General features: G+C 70.8%; 16 protein-coding genes and 1 pseudogene. 8 read left to right on the top strand and 9 right to left on the bottom strand.

Going from position 1 to position 17926, the window contains the following annotated elements:
- Positions 1-28: 28 nt before the first annotated feature.
- Positions 29-337, bottom strand: coding sequence for a 50S ribosomal protein L21 (gene rplU, locus K8640_RS15680; RefSeq protein WP_223747757.1), 309 nt, complete (start codon positions 335-337; stop codon positions 29-31).
- A gap of 250 nt (positions 338-587) precedes the next feature.
- Between rplU and K8640_RS15675 the strand changes: the two genes are divergently transcribed.
- Complete coding sequence (locus K8640_RS15675) at positions 588-947, top strand: hypothetical protein (RefSeq protein WP_223747756.1); 360 nt, start codon at positions 588-590, stop codon at positions 945-947.
- Positions 948-993: 46 nt separating this feature from the next.
- On the opposite strand, the gene K8640_RS43415 is transcribed toward K8640_RS15675, so the two are convergent.
- Complete coding sequence (locus K8640_RS43415) at positions 994-2169, bottom strand: PilZ domain-containing protein (protein WP_223748022.1); 1176 nt, start codon at positions 2167-2169, stop codon at positions 994-996.
- 1062 nt (positions 2170-3231) lie between these two features.
- Positions 3232-4323 (bottom strand): annotated as a pseudogene (locus K8640_RS43410) (serine/threonine-protein kinase); the annotation flags it as partial.
- Positions 4324-4501: 178 nt separating this feature from the next.
- On the opposite strand from K8640_RS43410, the gene K8640_RS15660 reads away from it, so the two are divergent.
- Together K8640_RS15660 and K8640_RS15655 are read left to right on the top strand one after the other, a co-directional pair.
- The gene (locus K8640_RS15660) at positions 4502-5464 is read left to right on the top strand and encodes an isopenicillin N synthase family oxygenase (RefSeq protein ID WP_223747755.1); all 963 of its coding nucleotides are present in this window, start codon (positions 4502-4504) and stop codon (positions 5462-5464) included.
- A 54-nt stretch (positions 5465-5518) separates the two neighbouring features.
- Positions 5519-6535 (top strand): carbon-nitrogen hydrolase family protein, encoded by a 1017-nt coding sequence (locus K8640_RS15655; RefSeq protein WP_223747754.1) that lies wholly within the window; start codon positions 5519-5521, stop codon positions 6533-6535.
- A gap of 205 nt (positions 6536-6740) precedes the next feature.
- On the opposite strand, the gene gatB is transcribed toward K8640_RS15655, so the two are convergent.
- The 4 genes from gatB to K8640_RS15635 are packed head-to-tail and all read right to left on the bottom strand — an operon-like array spanning position 6741 to position 10331.
- Entirely contained in the window at positions 6741-8180 is a 1440-nt protein-coding gene (gatB, locus tag K8640_RS15650) for an Asp-tRNA(Asn)/Glu-tRNA(Gln) amidotransferase subunit GatB (RefSeq protein WP_223747753.1), read from the bottom strand.
- Positions 8181-8200: 20 nt separating this feature from the next.
- Positions 8201-9667 (bottom strand): Asp-tRNA(Asn)/Glu-tRNA(Gln) amidotransferase subunit GatA, encoded by a 1467-nt coding sequence (gene gatA / locus K8640_RS15645; RefSeq protein WP_223747752.1) that lies wholly within the window; start codon positions 9665-9667, stop codon positions 8201-8203.
- Between the two features lie 18 nt (positions 9668-9685).
- A complete protein-coding gene (gene gatC / locus K8640_RS15640) occupies positions 9686-9973 on the bottom strand; it encodes an Asp-tRNA(Asn)/Glu-tRNA(Gln) amidotransferase subunit GatC (RefSeq protein ID WP_223747751.1) in 288 nt (95 codons plus the stop codon).
- 28 nt (positions 9974-10001) lie between these two features.
- Positions 10002-10331 (bottom strand): zf-TFIIB domain-containing protein, encoded by a 330-nt coding sequence (locus tag K8640_RS15635; RefSeq protein ID WP_141328100.1) that lies wholly within the window; start codon positions 10329-10331, stop codon positions 10002-10004.
- A 179-nt stretch (positions 10332-10510) separates the two neighbouring features.
- Between K8640_RS15635 and K8640_RS15630 the strand changes: the two genes are divergently transcribed.
- The 3 genes from K8640_RS15630 (at position 10511) to K8640_RS15620 (ending at position 15308) form a co-directional block, all read left to right on the top strand.
- Complete coding sequence (locus K8640_RS15630; protein ID WP_223747750.1) at positions 10511-13609, top strand: DNA translocase FtsK 4TM domain-containing protein; 3099 nt, start codon at positions 10511-10513, stop codon at positions 13607-13609.
- A gap of 124 nt (positions 13610-13733) precedes the next feature.
- The gene (locus tag K8640_RS15625; protein WP_223747749.1) at positions 13734-14018 is read left to right on the top strand and encodes an antibiotic biosynthesis monooxygenase; all 285 of its coding nucleotides are present in this window, start codon (positions 13734-13736) and stop codon (positions 14016-14018) included.
- 51 nt (positions 14019-14069) lie between these two features.
- Positions 14070-15308, top strand: coding sequence for a class I SAM-dependent RNA methyltransferase (locus tag K8640_RS15620; protein ID WP_223747748.1), 1239 nt, complete (start codon positions 14070-14072; stop codon positions 15306-15308).
- On the opposite strand, the gene plsY is transcribed toward K8640_RS15620, so the two are convergent.
- The gene (gene plsY, locus K8640_RS15615) at positions 15225-15803 is read right to left on the bottom strand and encodes a glycerol-3-phosphate 1-O-acyltransferase PlsY (RefSeq protein WP_141325242.1); all 579 of its coding nucleotides are present in this window, start codon (positions 15801-15803) and stop codon (positions 15225-15227) included. The genes K8640_RS15620 and plsY overlap by 84 nt on opposite strands.
- 9 nt (positions 15804-15812) lie before the next feature.
- Positions 15813-16244 carry a DUF2752 domain-containing protein gene (locus K8640_RS15610; RefSeq protein ID WP_223747747.1) on the bottom strand — a complete coding sequence of 144 codons (432 nt, stop codon included), beginning with the start codon at positions 16242-16244 and terminating at the stop codon, positions 15813-15815.
- An 89-nt stretch (positions 16245-16333) separates the two neighbouring features.
- Here K8640_RS15610 and K8640_RS15605 point away from each other — a divergent pair, with 89 nt between their 5' ends.
- Together K8640_RS15605 and K8640_RS15600 are read left to right on the top strand one after the other, a co-directional pair.
- On the top strand, positions 16334-16906 hold the full coding sequence (locus K8640_RS15605; protein WP_141325240.1) for a DUF4920 domain-containing protein: 573 nt from the start codon (positions 16334-16336) through the stop codon (positions 16904-16906).
- 3 nt (positions 16907-16909) lie between these two features.
- Positions 16910-17617: a hypothetical protein gene (locus tag K8640_RS15600; RefSeq protein ID WP_223747746.1), complete on the top strand. Its 708-nt coding sequence runs from the start codon at positions 16910-16912 to the stop codon at positions 17615-17617.
- The last annotated feature ends 309 nt before the right edge of the window (positions 17618-17926 follow it).

Raw genomic sequence — 17926 nt, 5'->3', positions numbered from 1 at the left:
TCCTGAAGTTGAGGTGAAACCGTCCGGACTAGCCGGAGATGGAGGTGACCTTCACCTCGGTGTACGGCTGACGGTGGCCACGGCGACGGGTCCAACCCTCCTTCTCCTTGCGGAAGTGGAGGACGCGGCGGTGCTTGTCCTGCGCCAGGACCTTGCCCACGACGCGAGCGCCGGAGACCGTCGGCCGGCCCACCTTCGGGCTGTCCGTACCGCCCAGCAGGAGAATGTCGGTGAAGGACACCTCGGCCCCGATGTCGCCGGCGATCTTCTCGATCCGGAGGACATCGCCCTCGGCGACGCGATACTGCTTTCCGCCCGTGCGAATCACTGCGTACATCGTCTAACCCCTGTCAGCTTCGGGTTGGGTCAACCCGTGGAATCGGCCGCGCATTTCGGACGGACGGGCCGCCCTAGCGCAAAGGACGGCCGGATTTACGGGAGATGCCCTGGGGAGTCAAGACGGATGCTGGATCATCTCGTCCGGCGGTGCAGATTGCCCCCGCTCCCAGGCGCCCCTACCTGATGGTCCGGCCGAAAAAGCCCGGCCTCACACCGTCCTACCATCAACCCCCGGGGGGAATTCCACAATGAAGAAACTCATGTACGGCCTGGTGGCCGCCGGCACCCTTTTGTTCGGCGTCGGCTGTGGCGGCGACGACGTCTGCGACGACCTGGCCGACGCGAGCCGGGCGGTGAACGATCAGACGGAGGCCTGTGGGACCGACACGGGGATGGACGGGGAGGACTTCGACAAGGGGCGCTGCGAGGACGCACTGGAGGCCTGCTCGGACAGCGACAAGGACCGCCTGCGGGACGTGGCGGACTGCATCCGGGGCCTGCCCGATTGCCGGGTGGGAGCCGAGATGGAGTGGGTCGATCAGTTCAGCGCCTGCTTCCAGCGGGCAGAGGGCCTGAGCGCCGCTTGCGCCGCGGCGGCCGGTGGGTAGGTGGGTAGCCCGCCGTCCGAGCTGGTGGCACCGGGCCCGGCTCCCCTCAGGGGGGCCGGGCCCTCTCGTTCGAGGGCTCCGCGGCGGCGCCCCGGGCGTCCAGCGCGCGACGGACGCTGCGGTAGCGGTGATGGAGGCTGGACTCCAGGGGGTCCAGGGCGAGGCCCCGCTCGTAGGTCTCCAGGGCGCGGGCGAGCTGGCCCTCGCGCTCCAGGGCGGAGCCGGACAGGTAGTGCACGCGCGCCATGCCCGCGGACTGGGGCCGCCGCGTGAGGAACTCGCGGCGGAGGGACTCGAGCTGCTCGGGCGTGAGCCCTGCCTCCAGGCAGCGCGCGACGCCCCGGTGATTGCCCCGCCAGGCGTCGTACAGCGCCCGCTGCGTCACGGTGCCCAGCACCTCCCCCGCTTCGTGCAGCCGGGTGAGTACCGAGTCGAGCAGCAGGGACTGCGCGGAGGACAGGGGACGCTGTCGCAGGGACTCCAGGGTGGTTCGGGCCTCGCGGGTGCAACGGCGCAGGGAGCCCATGTCCAGGTCGGGGGGGACGGCCAGCACGGCGTAGTGGTCCCCCGTCAAGCGGGCCCGATAGGCCTCCAGCACGCGGGCGGCCTCCTTGTCCTCCGAGGGTGAGGCGGCTGCGGGCGGAGCCACCCGTCTGCCAGGACCCGCGCGCAGGAGCGCGTCCACGGAGGACTTGAGGGCCAGGGTGGCCTCGACGAACTGGACGCCGAAGCCGGTGGGCATCCCCCAGACCTGGGCCTGCTCCGCGGGCACGTGGCGCACCACCTCGCAGACGACGGACTGCGGGCCCGACTCCAGCTCCAGCACGAGCGGCAGTCGCGCGAACAGCGGTGGCAACAGGCCGTCGCTGCGCAGGAACAACCCACCACGAGACAGGTCGGACGCGGTCAGCCAGACCGGCGTCTCGCCCGGGCGCAGCACGACGCGAACGGGGAGTTCCACCGTGCGCGGCCGGGCGGCTTGTGAGACTTCGCTGGGGCTGGGCTGGGCTCCGTCGCCGGAGGGGTGGAGGACCGGAGGTGCAGCGCCCGAGGCGTTCTGCACAGCGGCGCCCCAGTTCCGGGATGCGAGGCTCGCGACCGGGGACCAGGGCGCGACGGAGTCCTCCGACGCCGCGACCCCCTTCGGCGTGGGGACGGGAGGCACGCTCCGTCCGGACGACAGCGGGGCAGCCGGCGCGCTGTGGTTCGGTGTGGCGAGCATTGGAGCATCGCGTCTGTCGGATGACGGGCGCCCGGAGGGCGCGACATCGGACGCGCGGGGTGGGCTGCCCGGGGACGACGGACGACGAGCCTCCGTCGGCATCTCGTCGGTGCGTGGACGAGCCATCCCTGATGGGGAAGGACGACGAGCCTCCTCTGCTGGCTTCGCGTCGATGGACGGCCGGGCCTGTGCGTGAGGCGATGGCGAAGGACGACGTGCCTCCGCTGACTTCTCGCCGACGGACGGTCGGGCCTGTGCGTGAGGCGATGGCGAAGGACGTCGAGCAGCCTCCGGTCGTGCCTCGACGGACGGCCGAGCCTGCATCGGGGCAGGCCCAGCCCCCGGCGACATCGCTCCTATCGGCGATTGAACCGGCACCGGCGGCGACGGACGCGCCCCCAGTGGCATCACCCCTATCGGCGATTGCACCAGCACCTGCGGCGACGGACGCGACCCCGGTGGCATCGCTCCTATCGGCAATTGCACCGGCACCGGCGGCGACGGACGCGACCCCGGTGGCACCGCGCCCACTGGTGAGTGAACGGGCACAGACGGAGATGGGCGCGCCCCAGATGGCACCACTGCCATCGGTGATTGCATGGGCACGGATGGCGACGGACGCCCCCCCGGTGGCATCGCCCCCATCGGAGATTGCATGGGCACGGACGGCGACGGACGCCCCCCCGGTGGCATCGCCCCCATCGGCGATTGCACGGGTACGGACGGCGACGGACGCGCCCCCGCTGGCATCGCTCCCACCGGCGATTGCACGGGCACAGGCGGAGACGGACGCGCCCCCGCACCCGCCCCCCTCGCATCCACAGGCTGCGACACCTGGGCGCGCGGCGACGGTCGCGGGCCTCCCGACGTCGACACCTCGCCCACCGCGTGCACGAGTCCCGGCGGCGAGAGACGGGCCTCCTCGGACCGTGCCCCGTGCGGCATCGCCCCCTCCACGGGCCGGCCCCCAGTCGACTTCACGCCCTCCACGGGCCGGCCCTGTCGCGGCGCCACACTCCCGTTCGACACGGGCTCGGGCAGGTCCGTCTCGAGCATCACCGGAACGGGAAGCGCGTTCCTCCCATCGCCCGCCACGGGCCCCGGACCCGCCACGGGCGCGGGAACACTCCGGGCTCGAACAGCGGGCTCCACGGGCCGCGCCTGCCGCGACCGGACATGGATTTCCTCGGCCAGTGCCCCCTCCAGCGCCGCGCGCAGGAGCGCCGCCGTCGCGTACCGCTGCTCCGGCGCCTTCTCGAGCGCGCGCAGGATGACCCGCTCCAACGACACGGGCACGGCCGCATGCACGGACCGGGGCGGCGGAGGCGCCCGCATCTGATGCGCCACCAACTGCGCCGTCAGCCCCTCGTCCTCGAACGGCAGCCGACCTGTCACCAACTGATACGCAATCACCCCCAGCGCATACAGGTCCGCGCGACCATCCACCCGTCGACTCAGGGACTGCTCGGGCGCCATGTACTCGGGCGTACCCACGATGATGCCGGCGTGGGTCTGCGGCATGTTCGCGTCCGCCAGCTTCGCGATGCCGAAGTCGAGCACCTTCACGAACGGCGTGCCCCGCCCGCGCCGAACCAGGAAGACATTGTCCGGCTTCAGGTCGCGATGGACGATGCCGCTCAGGTGCGCCGCCTGCAGCGCGTCGCACACCTGCGAGAGCACCGACACCACCGCCGGCGCCGGCAGCGGCGAGCCGACCCACGCGGACAAGGGCGCCCCATCCAGATACTCCATGATGAGGTACGGCCTGGGCGGCCCCGCGTTCAGGTCGAAGATGCTGACGATGTTCTCGTGGCCGATGACATTCACGGCCCGCGCCTCCGCGTGGAAGCGCTGCACCAGCTCCGGGTACGTCGCCAGGTGCTCGTGCAGCACCTTCACCGCCACCCGGCTGCCAATGGACACGTGCTCGCCCAGGTACACCGCGCCCATCCCCCCGCGGCCCAGCCGACGCACCAGCCGGAAGCTCCCCAGCTTCGTGCCCACCAGCGGGTCCACCTCCACGGAGACGGACGAACAGCGGGGCCGGGCGGGCACGCTCTCACCCTCGGCTCGGACCAGCGTCGAGCATGACGACGCCGACCCATGTCGGTGGCCGCACGCCTCGCACGCATCAGCGCTGCTCTCCTGGGCCATGCCACTCCCCCGGGCCTGCCCAGCTAATCTGGACATTCACGTCCAGGCGGGGCCACTGCCGGCCTCCGGTGATGTCGGCTGGCGAAGTGGGCTCTCGCGCCGCGGTGCCAGGAGACGGTCCTCCGGCGGACGCTGAAGGTGCCGACAATCCATCACGCTCGATTAGAGTGCGGCGCCCATGTCCGGAACCTCACGCCGCATCCCCCTCATCGACCTGTCCCACTACCGCACCGGCACTCCCACCGAGCGAGCCCGCTTCGTCCAAGTCTTCGGCGAGGGTCTGCGTGAGTTCGGCTTCGTCTCCGTGGTGGGACATGGCATCGACGATGGCCTCATCCGCCGCACCTACTCGGACGTCGAGCAGCTCTTCCAGCTCCCCGAGGACGTGAAGACGCGCTACGCGGTGCCGGAGCTCGCCGGCCAGCGCGGCTACACGGGCTTCGGCAAGGAGCACGCGAAGGACCGCAAGGTGGGGGACCTGAAGGAGTTCTGGCACGTGGGCCGCGAGCTGCCCGAAGGCCACCCATACCTGAAGCACTACGGCGCCAACGTGTGGCCCGGCGAGGTCCCCTCGTTCCGCGAGCACGCGCTCGCCCTCTTCCGCGAGCTGGATGGCGCCGCGAGCGTGATGCTCCACGCGCTGGCCGAGTTCTTCGGCGTGGCGCGCGACACCTTCAGCGGCATGGCCACGGATGGCAACTCCGTGCTGCGCCTCATCCACTACCCGCCGCTGAAGGAGCGCTTCATCCCCGGAGGCGTGCGCGCCGCCGAGCACGAGGACATCAACCTCATCACCCTGCTGTGCGAGGGCACCGCGTCGGGCCTGGAGTTGCTCACGCGCGATGGCGAGTGGCTGCCGGTGGACACGCTGCGCGGGCAGATCGTCGTGGACTCGGGCGACATGCTCAGCCGCGTGACGAACGAGGTCATCCCCGCCACCACGCACCGGGTGGTGAACCCGAAGAGCGCGGACGAGGACACCGTCCGCTACTCGCTGCCCTTCTTCGTGCACCCCTACTCCGACTGCGTGCTGGAGCCCCTGCCCTGCACCCAGACGCCGGAGAACCCCGCCCGCCACGGGCCCATCACCGCCGGCGCCTTCCTGCAGCAGCGCCTGCGCGAGAACGGGCTCATCAAGTAGTCCCTCACCGTCCGGTGTCCGACGCGCGCGTCCCACCGGGCATTGGATGCACTCGTGGACGAAGCCCCCCTGCCCACGCATGTGGAGCTGTTCGCCCTCCAGCCGCGCGTCGCGCTGGAGGACTACGCCTCCCCTTCCACCTTCGCCGCGAGGCACCGCGCGCTCGCCGAGCGGGTGGACCGCCTGCGGACCCGCGACGAGGCAGGTCGTCCGCGCCATCCCGCCCTCGCCGTGTGGCCCGAGTGGGTGGGGGCGCCGCTGGAGCTGCTGGGCCACGTGCAGCGCGTGCAGCGCCACACGACGGTGAGGAGCGCGCTGCGGAGGGTGGCGCGCGCCGAGTGGTGGGACGTGTGGCGCACGTGGAAGGAGCTCCACCCGCCGACGATGGTGGAGTGCTTGCACGCCACGCTCGCGTCGCGCGTGCACCGGGTGATGCACGAGACCTTCTCCGCCATCGCCCGGGACTTCGGCCTGTGGGTCGTCGCGGGCAGCGCGTTCCTCCCCGACAACCGCCTGACCCGGGACGGCCCGGACTTCGAGCCCCGGGGCGCGCGCATCTTCAACACCAGCCACACCTTCTCACCCGAGGGTGTCCGCGTGGCCACGGCGCGCAAGGTGAACGTCCTGCCTGCGAGCGAGGACCGCCTGCGCCTGAGCCCCGGCCGGCCCGAGGACTTGACGCTCATCGACACGCCGTTCGGCAGACTGGGGACACTGCTTGGCTACGACGGTGCCGCGCGACCTCGCACGTCGAAGGAGCCCTGGTTCGTCCCCTGCGCACAGTACCTGGACACATGGCGAGCACAGGTCGTCGCCCATCCCTCCGCGCATCCAGGGGACTGGGATGAACGCTCGCTCGACGAGGGGCTCCTCGGGCAACTGCAGGCCCTGCGTCACGTCCGCTACACCGTGACGGCGCAGCTCGCGGGTGAGCTGTTCGACCAGCGCTTCGAGGCGCCCTCGCTCATCGTCGAGCGCACGAGCGGGGGAACGACGCGAGTCCTCGCACGAGCGGAGCCTTCACGAGCCGATGAAGTGCTTCACGCGCTCGTACCGGTCTGCGCCGCCTGACGCGCGCCAACCCGAGGCACGTCCTCGAAAGGTGATGAGCGCTTCACGCGCTCGCGCCCTGAACATCGCCTCCAACGCGCGGCAGTCCTCGTGAGGTGATGGACGGCGTCCTGCGCTCGCGCCCGCCCATCGGCTCTGCCCCAGTGCCAACCCACGACGGGCCCTCGCGCATGCGGAGCCCCCTTGCGGAAGAGGGCCCGCGTCGTCAGTCGCCGAGCTTCTTCTTCAGCAAATCATTGACGAGCGCGGGGTTGCCCTTGCCCTTCATGGCGCGCATCACCTGCCCCACGAAGAAGCCGAACACCTGCTTCTTGCCCGCGCGGTACTTCTCCACCTCGCCCAGGTTCTTCGCGAGGATGTCGTCCACCACCGCCTCGATGGCGCCCGTGTCGCTCACCTGCGCCAGGCCCTTCTCCGCGACGATGTCCGCGGGCGCGCGGCCCGTGCGGAACATCTCCCCGAGCACGTCCTTGCCCGCGTTGCCGGACACCGTGCCCTGGTCCACCAAGGTCAGCAACTCCGCGAGCTGCGCGGGCGTGAAGCGCACCTCGCCCACGGTGGTGCCCGACTCCTTGAGCAACCGCAGCAGCTCCCCCTGGAACCAGTTGGAGAGCTTCTTCGCGTCCGGGTAGCGCTGGGCGCACGCCTCGAAGAAGTCCGCCAGCGGGCGCTCCGTGGTCAGCAGGCGCGCGTCATACGCGGGCAGCCCGTACTGGCTCACGAAGCGCTGGAGCTTCGCGCGCGGCAGCTCGGGCAGTGACCTGCCCACCGCCTCGACGACCTCCGTCGTCACGTGCAGCGGCGGCAGGTCCGGCTCCGGGAAGTACCGGTAGTCGTGCGCGTCCTCCTTGCTGCGCATCGAGCGCGAGACGCCCTTGTTCGGGTCCCACAGCCGCGTCTCCTGGTCCACCTTCCCGCCGGACTCGATGACGTCCACCTGCCGGGCAATCTCGTACTCGATGGCCTGCTTCACGAAGCGGAACGAGTTGAGGTTCTTCAGCTCGCAGCGCTGGCCGAACGTGTCGGAGCCCTTGGGCATCACCGACACGTTGGCGTCGCAGCGGAAGCTGCCCTCCTCCAGGTTGCCGTCGTTGACACCCAGGTACACCAGGATGTCGCGCAGCGCCTTGAGGTACTCCACCGCCTCGTCCGCGTCGCGCAGGTCCGGGTCGCTGACAATCTCAATCAGCGGCACGCCCGCCCGGTTCAGGTCCACCAGGCTCTGGCCCCCGTCCCCGTCGTGCACGCTCTTGCCCGCGTCCTCCTCCATGTGGATGCGGCGGACGCGGATGACCTTCTCCCCCCGCGGCGTCTCGATGGCCAGGCGCCCGAACTCGCAGATGGGCAGGTCGTACTGGGTGATCTGGTAGCCCTTGGGAAGGTCCGGATAGAAGTAGTTCTTCCGGCTCCACACGCTCCTGGCGTTGACGCGGCACTCCAGCGCGAGCCCCGCGCGGATGGCGAAGTCCACCACGCGCTCGTTGAGCACGGGCAGCACGCCGGGCATGCCCAGGCACACCGGACAGGTGTTCCGATTGGGCTCGGCGCCGAACGCGGTGGAGCAGCCACAGAAAATCTTGGACTGCGTGAGGAGCTGCGCGTGGACCTCGAGGCCGATGACGGGCTGGAAATCGCTCACGGGCATGGCGGTGTCACCAAGCGGCCCTACGCCGGGACAGGCGCGAGGCGGCGGAAGAAGTCGTGCTCACGCTCGAAGGCCCGAGCGATGCGCAGCAGCAGGGCCTCGTCGAAGGCCCGCCCCAGCACCTGCAACCCCACCGGCAGCCCCGCCTTCGTGAAGCCGCAGGGCACCGACAGGCCAGGGATGCCCGCCAGGTTGCAGGGCAGCGTGTAGACATCCATCAGGTACATGGACAGAGGGTCGTCCACCTTCTCCCCCAGCTTGAACGGCGCCACGGGGGAGATGGGGGCCACCAGCGCGTCCAGGTCCTTGAAGGCGCGCGTGAAGTCCTCGCGGATGAGCGTGCGGACCTTCTGCGCGCGCAGGTAGTAGGCGTCGTAGTAGCCGGCGGACAGCGCGTACGTGCCCAGCATGATGCGGCGCTTCACCTCCGGCCCGAAGCCCCGCTCGCGCGTCTGCGCGTACAGCTCCTTGAGCCCCCGCGCGTCCTTCGCGCGCAGGCCGTAGCGGATGCCGTCGTAGCGCGCCAGGTTGCTGGACGCCTCGGCGGGCGCGATGAGGTAGTACGTCGCCAGCGCGTACTGCGTATGCGGCAGCGACACGTCCACCAGCGTCGCACCCAGCCGCTCGTACTCGGCCAGCGCGGCGCGGACGGAAGCCTCCACCTCCGGGTCCATGCCTTCGGCGAAGTACTCGCGTGGCACGCCCAGCTTCAGCCCGCGCACCCCGCTCTCCAGCTCCACCGAGTAGTCCGGCGTCTTCGCCGGCGCGCTCGTCGCGTCCAGCGGGTCGTGCCGCGCGATGACCTGCAGCAGCGCCGCCGCGTCCGCCACCGTGCGCGTCATGGGCCCCGGCTGGTCCAGCGACGACGCATACGCGATGACGCCGTAGCGGGACACCCGCCCGTACGTGGGCTTGAGCCCCACCGTGTTGGTGAAGGCCGCGGGCTGACGGATGGAGCCGCCCGTGTCCGTGCCCAGCGCGCCGAACACCTCGCGCGCCGCCACCGCCGCCGCCGAGCCTCCCGAGGAGCCTCCCGGCGTGCGCGTCACGTCCCAGGGGTTGTGCGTCGGGTGGTACGCGCTGGACTCGTTCGAGGAGCCCATCGCGAACTCGTCCAGGTTCAGCTTGCCGACCAGCGGCAGCCCCGCCTCCTTCAGGAGCCGCACCACCGTCGCGTCCAGCGGCGGCACGAAGCCCTCCAGCACGCGCGAGCCGGCGGTCGTCTCCACGCCCTCGGTGAGGAACAGGTCCTTGAGCCCCACCGGCACGCCGTCCAACGGGCTCGCCGGGGTGCCCGCGCGCCTGCGGGCGTCGCTCGCCTCCGCGGCCGCCAGCGCGCCCTGCTCGTCCACGCGCAGGAAGGCGCGAATCCTCGGGTCCACCTGTTGGATGCGCGCCAGGCACGCGCGGGTGGCCTCCACGGAGGACACCTCGCCCGCGTCCAGCTTCCGCGCGAGCTCCAGCATCGTCAGGTCCGTCAGCTGCATGACGTGGAACCCCTTCGGCTAGTCGATGATTTTCGGCACCGCGAAGGAGGTCCCCGACTTCGCCGGGGCGTTGGCCAGCACCTTCTCCGGCGGCAGGGAGGGCCGCGTCACGTCCTCGCGGAGCAGCGAGGCCGTGAGCGTGGCATGCGAGGTGGGCTCCACGTCCCCCACGTCCAGGGTCTGCAACTGCGCCACCGCGTCCAACACCGCCGACAGCTGCGTGGCCATGCGCTGCTCCTCTTCAGGAGTCAGCGCCAGCCGCGCCAGCGTGGCCACGTGTCGCACCTGCTCGAGCGTGAGGGCCATGCCCGCAGACCTCCCCGGGACCTCGGGTCTACTTCTTCTTGAAGAGGTTCAGGATGGCGCCCATCACCTTGCCGCCACCCTCGTGCCCGTGCTGCGCCACCATCTGGTCCAGCTCGCCGGCGTCCAGGAAGACTCCGCCGCAGTTGAAGCACGTCTCCAGCTCGACCTTGCCCTGCTTGAGCGTCTGCAGGTCCATGCCGCACTTGGGGCACTTCATCCAGTGGAGCTTCTTGAGCTCGTCGCGCTGGGCCTGGGCCGTGTCGGCGGCCTGCTGGAGCGCAAGCTTCCGCTTCTTCTCAATCTCCTCGCGGGCGAAGTACTCCTCCTCGCTCGAGGACGGCTTGTCGTTGTCTGCCATGGCGATGTACCTCCGGGAAATCGTGGCGGCACCATACCCCCTCTGGTGCAACGCGCAGCCGAAATGTAGGCCCCCTGTCCGGCAGCCGGAAAATTGACCGGACCCCCTCCCTCCCTACACTCGTCGCGGGCATTGCTACAGCCCGCTACGCGGCTGAGACGCGCAGAGGGAAGAAGGTCATGACGGCGAAGAAGGGTCGGGCGGAGAAGGCAGTGCTGTCCCGGCAGGAGATCGCGACGCGTCGAAAGGCGCTCGCGGACAAACGGCGCAAGGCGGGGGTCGACGGCGGCGACGGCACGACGGCCCGAGCCATCACCGGTGTCTTCCTGCTGGCGGCGTCCCTGCTGTCATTGTTGTCGGTGGCCACGTTCGACGCCCATGACCGGGTCGGACCGGGCTTCCGCAACGCGGTGGGCCCCATGGGCCACCTCATCGCGGAGACCCTGCGGGGGATGCTCGGCGTGTGCGCCTACCTGGCACCCGTCGGAGGCGTCTACGCCGCGATGGTGCTCTTCGTGGGCAGCCGCGAGCGCAAGCGCGGGCCGCAGATCGTCAGCCTCGTGCTGCTGACGGCGAGCGTGGCCGTGCTGGCGCAGCTCATCTTCGCCGGCGACAAGGGCTGGGCACACCCGCCCGGCGGCGCGCTGGGCGCGAGCCTGGGCGGCGTCATGGAGGGGCTGTTCTCCACCGTCGGCACCGTCATCCTCGTCACCGCCATCAGCGCCGCGGCGCTCATCGTCGGCACCCAGTACACGTTCTTCAAGCTGTGCTCGCTGGTGTGGGCCGGACTGTGCGTGCTGGGCCGCCGAGTCTCCGAGTCCGCCGAGGCCTTCTGGGAGCAGCAGAAGGTCGCCTACAAGGCCCGCCAGGAGCGCGCTGCCGAGGAGAAGCTCGAGGAGGCCGCATTCCTCGCGCAGATTGAAGCCGACGAGGAGGAGCTCGCCGAGGCCGAGCGCGCCGCCGAGGAGGCCGAGGCCGCCGAGGCGGAGGCCATGGCCGAGGAGGCCGTGCGCCTGGCCCGTCAGAACGAGAAGGAGCAGGCCGCCGCCGCGAAGCTGGCCCTCAAGGAGGCCCGCGAGAAGGAGAAGCTGGAGAAGCAGACGCGCAAGGCCCTGCCCCTGCCCGAGGACACGGACTCGCTGCCGCCCACGTCCTCCCCGCCGGTGGCCGCCGAGAAGCTGCTGCCGCGCATCGCGGAGAAGCGCCCCGCCCCCGGCGCGGACCCGGCCTGGGCCGCGTCCTTCCTGGCGCCCCAGCCCCACTCCGCGCCCCCCATCGTCCCCGAGGGCGTCGAGCCCCCGCGCGGCCGCCGCAAGACGCCGAACATCGTCACCGGCCCCTCCGCGCCCGTCGCCGCGCTGCCCGAGTCCACCGAGCCCGTGGCCCCGGCGCCCGCGCCCGTCATCTCCCTGCCCCAGCCTCCGCAGGCCGCAGCGCCCCAGCCCGCGCCTGCCGCGTCCGCGCTGGCGCGCATGCCGCTCATCGTGGAGCCCAAGGCGCCGCCCAAGCCCACCGTCAAGAAGACCCAGGACCAGTTCGAGTTCGTGGGTGACCGCAAGAGCTTCTCGCTGCCGCCGCTCGACGTGCTCGAGTACGACAAGAAGGAGCGCTCGGAGCTGGACAAGGACGCGTTCCTGTCCACGGCGGAGAAGCTGCGCGCCAAGCTGGCCGACTTCGGCATCGTCGGCGAGGTGGTGGAGATCCGCCCCGGCCCCGTCGTCACCATGTACGAGTTCCTGCCGGGCCCCGGCATCAAGGTGAGCAAGATCGCCGCGCTCGCCGACGACCTGGCCATGGCGATGGAGGCGATGCGCGTTCGCATCGTCGCCCCCATCCCCGGCAAGGGCGTGGTGGGCATCGAGGTGCCGAACAAGGACCGTGAGACCGTCTATCTCAAGGAGATCGCCGAGCAGGACGCGTTCCTCAAGGGCCCCAGCAAGCTGACCATGTGCGTGGGCAAGGACATCGAGGGCATGCCGTACGTCTTCGACCTGGCCAAGGCGCCGCACCTGCTCATCGCCGGCACCACCGGCTCCGGCAAGTCGGTGGCCGTCAACTCGATGATCATGAGCATCCTCCTGAAGTCCACGCCGGAGGAGGTCCGCTTCATCATGGTGGACCCGAAGATGCTGGAGCTCTCCGTGTACGAGGGCATCCCGCACCTGCTGCTGCCCGTGGTGACGGACCCGAAGAAGGCGGCGCTCGCGCTGCGCTGGGCCGTGGAGGAGATGGAGCGCCGCTACCAGATGCTGTCCGAGGCGGGCGTGCGCAACATCGCCGGCTACAACAAGCTGGTGGAGAGCTCCGCCTCCGAGGTGAAGGAGGTGCTCGCCGCCGCGGAGCCTTCGCCCAAGAAGTCCAAGCCCAAGAAGGTCCTGGTGGTGGACCTGGAGGGTGGCGAGCCCAAGCCCGCGGCCCAGGCGTCGGACGGGCTGGGCGTGGCCGCGCCGCGCGAGGACGTGGAGGACCTGCGCGAGGCGCTGGTGTCCTCCGAGGACGAGTCCGCCCCGGAAGTGCCCGAGGTGGAGGCCGAGCCCGAGGACGACGACGCGGGCGCGCCGCTGGACGCCGCCGCGTCCAAGCCGGAGAAGAAGGAGCTCAAGAAGCTGCCCTACATCGTGGTCATCATCGACGAGCTGGCGGACCTCATGATGGTCGCCAGCCGCGAGGTGGAGACGTACGTGGCGCGCCTGGCGCAGATGGCTCGCGCGGCCGGCATCCACCTGATGGTCGCGACGCAGCGTCCCTCCACGGACGTCGTCACCGGCATCATCAAGGCGAACTTCCCCACGCGCATCAGCTTCATGCTCCGCTCCAAGCCGGACTCCATGACGATTCTGGGCACGGTGGGCGCCGAGGCCCTGCTGGGCATGGGCGACATGCTCATCATGCCGCCCACGAGCGCGCACCTGCAGCGTGTGCACGGCGCCTTCGTGTCGGAGAACGAAATCAAGAAGGCGGTGGACCACCTCAAGGCCCAGGGCAAGCCCGTCTTCGACGAGTCCATCCTCAAGCCGCGCGACGAGGACGTGGAGTCCGGCGGCGAGGAGGACGAGCTGTCCGACGAGCTGTACGACCAGGCCCTCGCCACGGTCAGCGAGATGCGCGCCGTCTCCATCTCCATGCTCCAGCGCAAGATGCGCATCGGCTACAACCGCGCCGCGCGCATGATTGAGCGCATGGAGCGTGACGGAGTCGTCGGCGCCGCCGATGGCGCCAAGCCCCGCGAGGTGCTCATCCGAGGGGTGGGCGACATGCCGGGCGCGGGCGCGATGTAGTCCACCCGCGGCACACCGTTGTTCTCCCAGGGGGTGTCCGGCTTCGGTCCGGGCGCCCCCTGTCCGTTTCTCCTCCCCGCGCGGGCATCCCCAGCCCGCCCCGACGTGTTCCAGGTGAGTGCCCATGATTGTCGCCATCTCCCGCTTCCGCGCCGCGCCCGAGGACGCCGAGCGCCTGGTCGCCCGCTTCCAGGAGCGCGCGCGCAGGGTGGACGCGCACGAGGGGTTCCTGGGGCTGGAGGTGCTGCGCTCGTTCGAGCGCTCGCCGGAGCTGCTGCTGGTGACGCGCTGGCGGGACAAGGAGGCGATGCGGCGCTATTTCCAGTCGGAGGACTTCCGGAAGGCGAAGGAGGCCAGCGCCGAGCAGGAGGGGGCCACCTTCGCCATCTACGAGGTGGTGGGCACGTGAGGCGCGTATTGGATTCCCAAGCAGGCGCAGGTCGTCTATGGGCGGTGTCCCATGGCTGAACGCATCGCCCTATTCGCCACCACGACCCGAGGCACCGAGGACCTGCTCGCCGACGAGCTCAAGGAGCTCGGCGCGCGCCGCATCCGCCAGGACCGTGGCGGTGTGCGCTTCATGGCCTCGCTCGACGAGGCGCTGAAGGTCTGTCTCTGGTCCCGCATCGCCATGCGCGTGCTCTACCCGCTGGGCGCCTTCGAGGCCCGCGGCGCGCAGGGCCTGTACGACGCCGCCCGCGGGGTCGCCTGGGAGGAGCACCTGACGCCCACCACGACGTTCGCCGTGGACGCGACGCTGAAGGACAGCGAGCACAGCCACTCGGGCTTCGTCGCGCTGAAGGTGAAGGACGCCATCGTCGACCGCATGCGCGACGTGGTGGGCACGCGGCCGGACGTGGACACGAAGAACCCGGACGTGAGCGTGGTGGCGCACCTGTCGCGCGACACGCTGTCGCTCTCGTTGGATTTGTGCGGCGAGCCGCTGCACCGCCGGGGCTACCGCGTGCGGCCCACCGTGGCGCCTCTCAAGGAGACGCTGGCCGCCGCCATCCTGCGCGCCGCGCGCTACACGGGCGACGAGGCGCTGGTGGACCCGATGTGCGGCTCGGGCACGCTGCTGATTGAGGCGGGCATGATGGCCCGTCGGCGCGCGCCCGGCCTCAACCGCGACTTCGCCGTGGAGCGCTGGCCGGAGCTGGGGGCTCGGGCGAAGGAGCTGCTCGCGGATATGCGCGCGGATGCGCGGCGCGACGAGCGAAAGGTGGAGGTCCCCCTCTGGGGCTTCGACAAGGACCCGGAGGCCCTCGACGCCGCCCAGCGCAACGTGCGCGCGGCCCGGCTGTCCGAGGAGATCACCCTGGCCGAGGGCGACGCGACGAAGCTGCCGCCGCTGCCGGCCTCCAGTGGCCTCATCCTCACCAACCCGCCCTATGGAGACCGCATCGGCACGGGCGGACAGAAGGGCATGAAGAGCTTCTATTACAAACTGGGCGAGTCCTTGCGTGTGCCCGGCTGGCGCGTCTGGGTCCTCAGCGGCAACCCGGCCTTCGAGAGCGCCTTCCACGCGCGCCCCTCCGCGCGGCGCGACCTGATGAACGGCCCCATCGACTGCACGCTGCTCGGCTACCGGCCCTCGGGCGGCGGCGGCGAGGACTCAGAAGCGCCGCTCGGTGCGTCGCATGAGCCGGTGGATGTTGCTCCGGTGCGTCCACAGCATGAGGGCGAAGAGGACCGCTGAGAGGCCCGCGTACTCGGGCGCGCGAGCGGTGAGCGCGGACGTGCCCACCGCCGTCGCCCCCGCCGCGAGCGAGCCCAGCGAGCTGACGCGCCAGACCGCGAAGATGGCGATGAAGACGAGCCCCGCGGCCAGCGCCGCCTGGGGCACCAGCACCAGCAGCACGCCCAGCGCGGTGGCCACGCCCTTGCCACCGTGCAGCTTCAGCCACACCGGGAAGACATGGCCCAGCACCGCGGCGAGGGCCACCAGCACGTGCACCCCGGGCAGCTCCGGCACCAGCCGCATCGCGAGCGCCACCGGCAGCGCGCCCTTCACCGCGTCGAGCACCAGCACCACCGCGCCCAGCTTCTTGCCCGCGACGCGGGTGACGTTGGTGGCGCCGATGTTGCCGCTGCCGCTCTGGCGCACGTCCACGCCGCGAAGCCACCGCGTCAGCAGGACACCGAAGGGGATGGAGCCGGCGAGGTAGCCCAGCAGGACGAGCGCGAGAGTCACGACCCCACGCTATAGCAGCAGGTGGGGGAAGCGCGTCTTCACCACCACGTAGGCGTAATTCACCAGGACGATGACGGGCATCACCACCTGGAACGCCTTCCACTCCCGAAGCGAGAGCTGGATTTCGGGGATGGGGACGGCGAACACCAGGTGCACCACCATGGCCACGGCCGCGAGCGCGAACAGCACGGCGGCCACGGTGCCCAGGGGGTTGGCCTCCCACGCGCCCACGAAGTTGAAGTGGGCCACGCGGTCCGCCACGCGGGTGAGGCCACAGCCGAGGCAGGGCCACCCTGTCCGCTCGCGCAGCACGCAGCCCCAGAACGGGATGAGCTTCGCCACCGGGATGAAGCGGGCGACGAGCAGCCCCACGAGGCCGATGAGGCCCAGGTAGTCCACCGTGCCGAGCCGGCGGTTGCGAGGAGGGAGGAAGACCTTCATGGGCTGCGCGCCCCGGGGTGTGCGGGAGTCACACTCTAGTACGGGCGCCGCCTTGCCGGGGCAACGAGTTTTGACTAAGCGGGCAGGTCATGAACTCGCTCCGCACGTCCCTGATGCTGCTGGTCGCTGTTCCCCTGGTGGCCTTCGCTGGCGACAAGACGCCCGCCAAGGGAAAGACGGCTGACAAGGCCGCGGCCGCCGCCGACTGTCACCACCCAGCCGACAAGGCCGCGGCCGCGCCCAAGCCCGAGGCCGCGAAGGACGACAGTTGGAAGCTCACCCGTGGCGAGGCCCTCAAGGGCGCCTCCGAGGTGAAGCTCGCGGACCTGCTCTCCAAGCCCCAGGCCCACGACGGGAAGACGGTGCGGCTCGAGGGCACGGTGCGCAAGGCGTGTGAGAAGAAGGGCTGCTGGATGGAGCTCGCCCCCGAGGGCCAGGCCAAGGGCCCGGGCGTGCGCGTGACGTTCAAGGACTACGGCTTCTTCGTACCGCTGGACTCGGCGGGCTCGCAGGCGCGCGTGGAGGGCGTGGTGAAGGTGGCCGAGCTGAGCGAGGGCCACGCGGCGCACTACGAGGCCGAGGGCGCCATCGTCCCGCGCGGCGCGGACGGCAAGCCACGCGAGGTGCAGTTGGTGGCGACGGGCGTCGAGCTGCGCCGGTAACACATGGCGCGCAGCTTCAGCATGAAGGGCGTGCAGGGCGCCGCGGACCGCGCCGTCCAGCACGCGAGGGCGTGGTTGCTGGAGACGGAGCCGGGTTCGCGCGTGCACGACGTGCAGTCGGACCCGCGCTTCCAGCATCGGGGCGTGGACCTGCTGTGGGAGCTGCCCTCGGGCGAGGTGCGCGGCATCGAGGTGAAGGGGGACCGCAACGCCACCCGGAAGCGGTACTTCTTCGAGCTGGTGTCCAACCTGGAGAAGGACACCCCGGGCTGCTTCCTCTACAGCGGCGCGGACCTGCTCGTGTACGTGTTCCTCTCGCAGGGGGAGATGCACGTGTTGCCGCTGCGCGCAGCGCGCGACTGGTTCCTCCCGCGCGCGAAGGAGTACCCGCTCAAGCACGCCTTCACCCAGACGGGCGCCATCCGCTACACGACGGTGGGCGCGGTGGTCTCCACGCGAGACGTCGTCGAGGGCGTGCCCAACGTGCTCAAGATTCCCCTGAGGCGCTCGACGCCGCTGCGAGCCCAGGAGGAGTCCACGACGCCCGAGGCTCCGGGCGCGGCGGCCATGCCCACGAAGCAGGGCGAGCTCGAGGACGTGGCCCCGGTGAAGACCGCCCAGGAGGACGCGAAGCCCGCGCCGAAGAAGCGGGCGCGGCGCCGCAAGTCCACGGACGCTTCCGAGAGCAGCGGCCCGGGCACGTCGGAGTGACGGGGCGCTCACGAGCCCATCGCTGACCTGTCAGCGCGTCCTTCTTCGAGCCCTCGCGCCGTGGTGTCAGCGAACTCACGGCCTGTGACGGCAACGAGCGTCGCGGGGTGACGCTGCTCGTATGCAGCCTCGAGACAGGGACCTGGCCCTCAAGCCCACGCGCCAGACAGGTAGAGGCCTCACACCCTGGTGGCGACGAGGGTTTCAGGATGACCGCGGTCGTACGCGGCCTTGAGCCCGTGACTCGGGCTCTTCGTCACGGCCCATCAAGCCCCTGCGCCAGGCCGGATGAAGACTCACGACATGGCG

It is taken from the genome of Myxococcus sp. XM-1-1-1 (assembly GCF_020037095.1).
In the GTDB taxonomy this organism is placed as follows: domain Bacteria; phylum Myxococcota; class Myxococcia; order Myxococcales; family Myxococcaceae; genus Myxococcus; species Myxococcus fulvus.
This window is presented reverse-complemented; position numbering and strand designations above follow the sequence as displayed.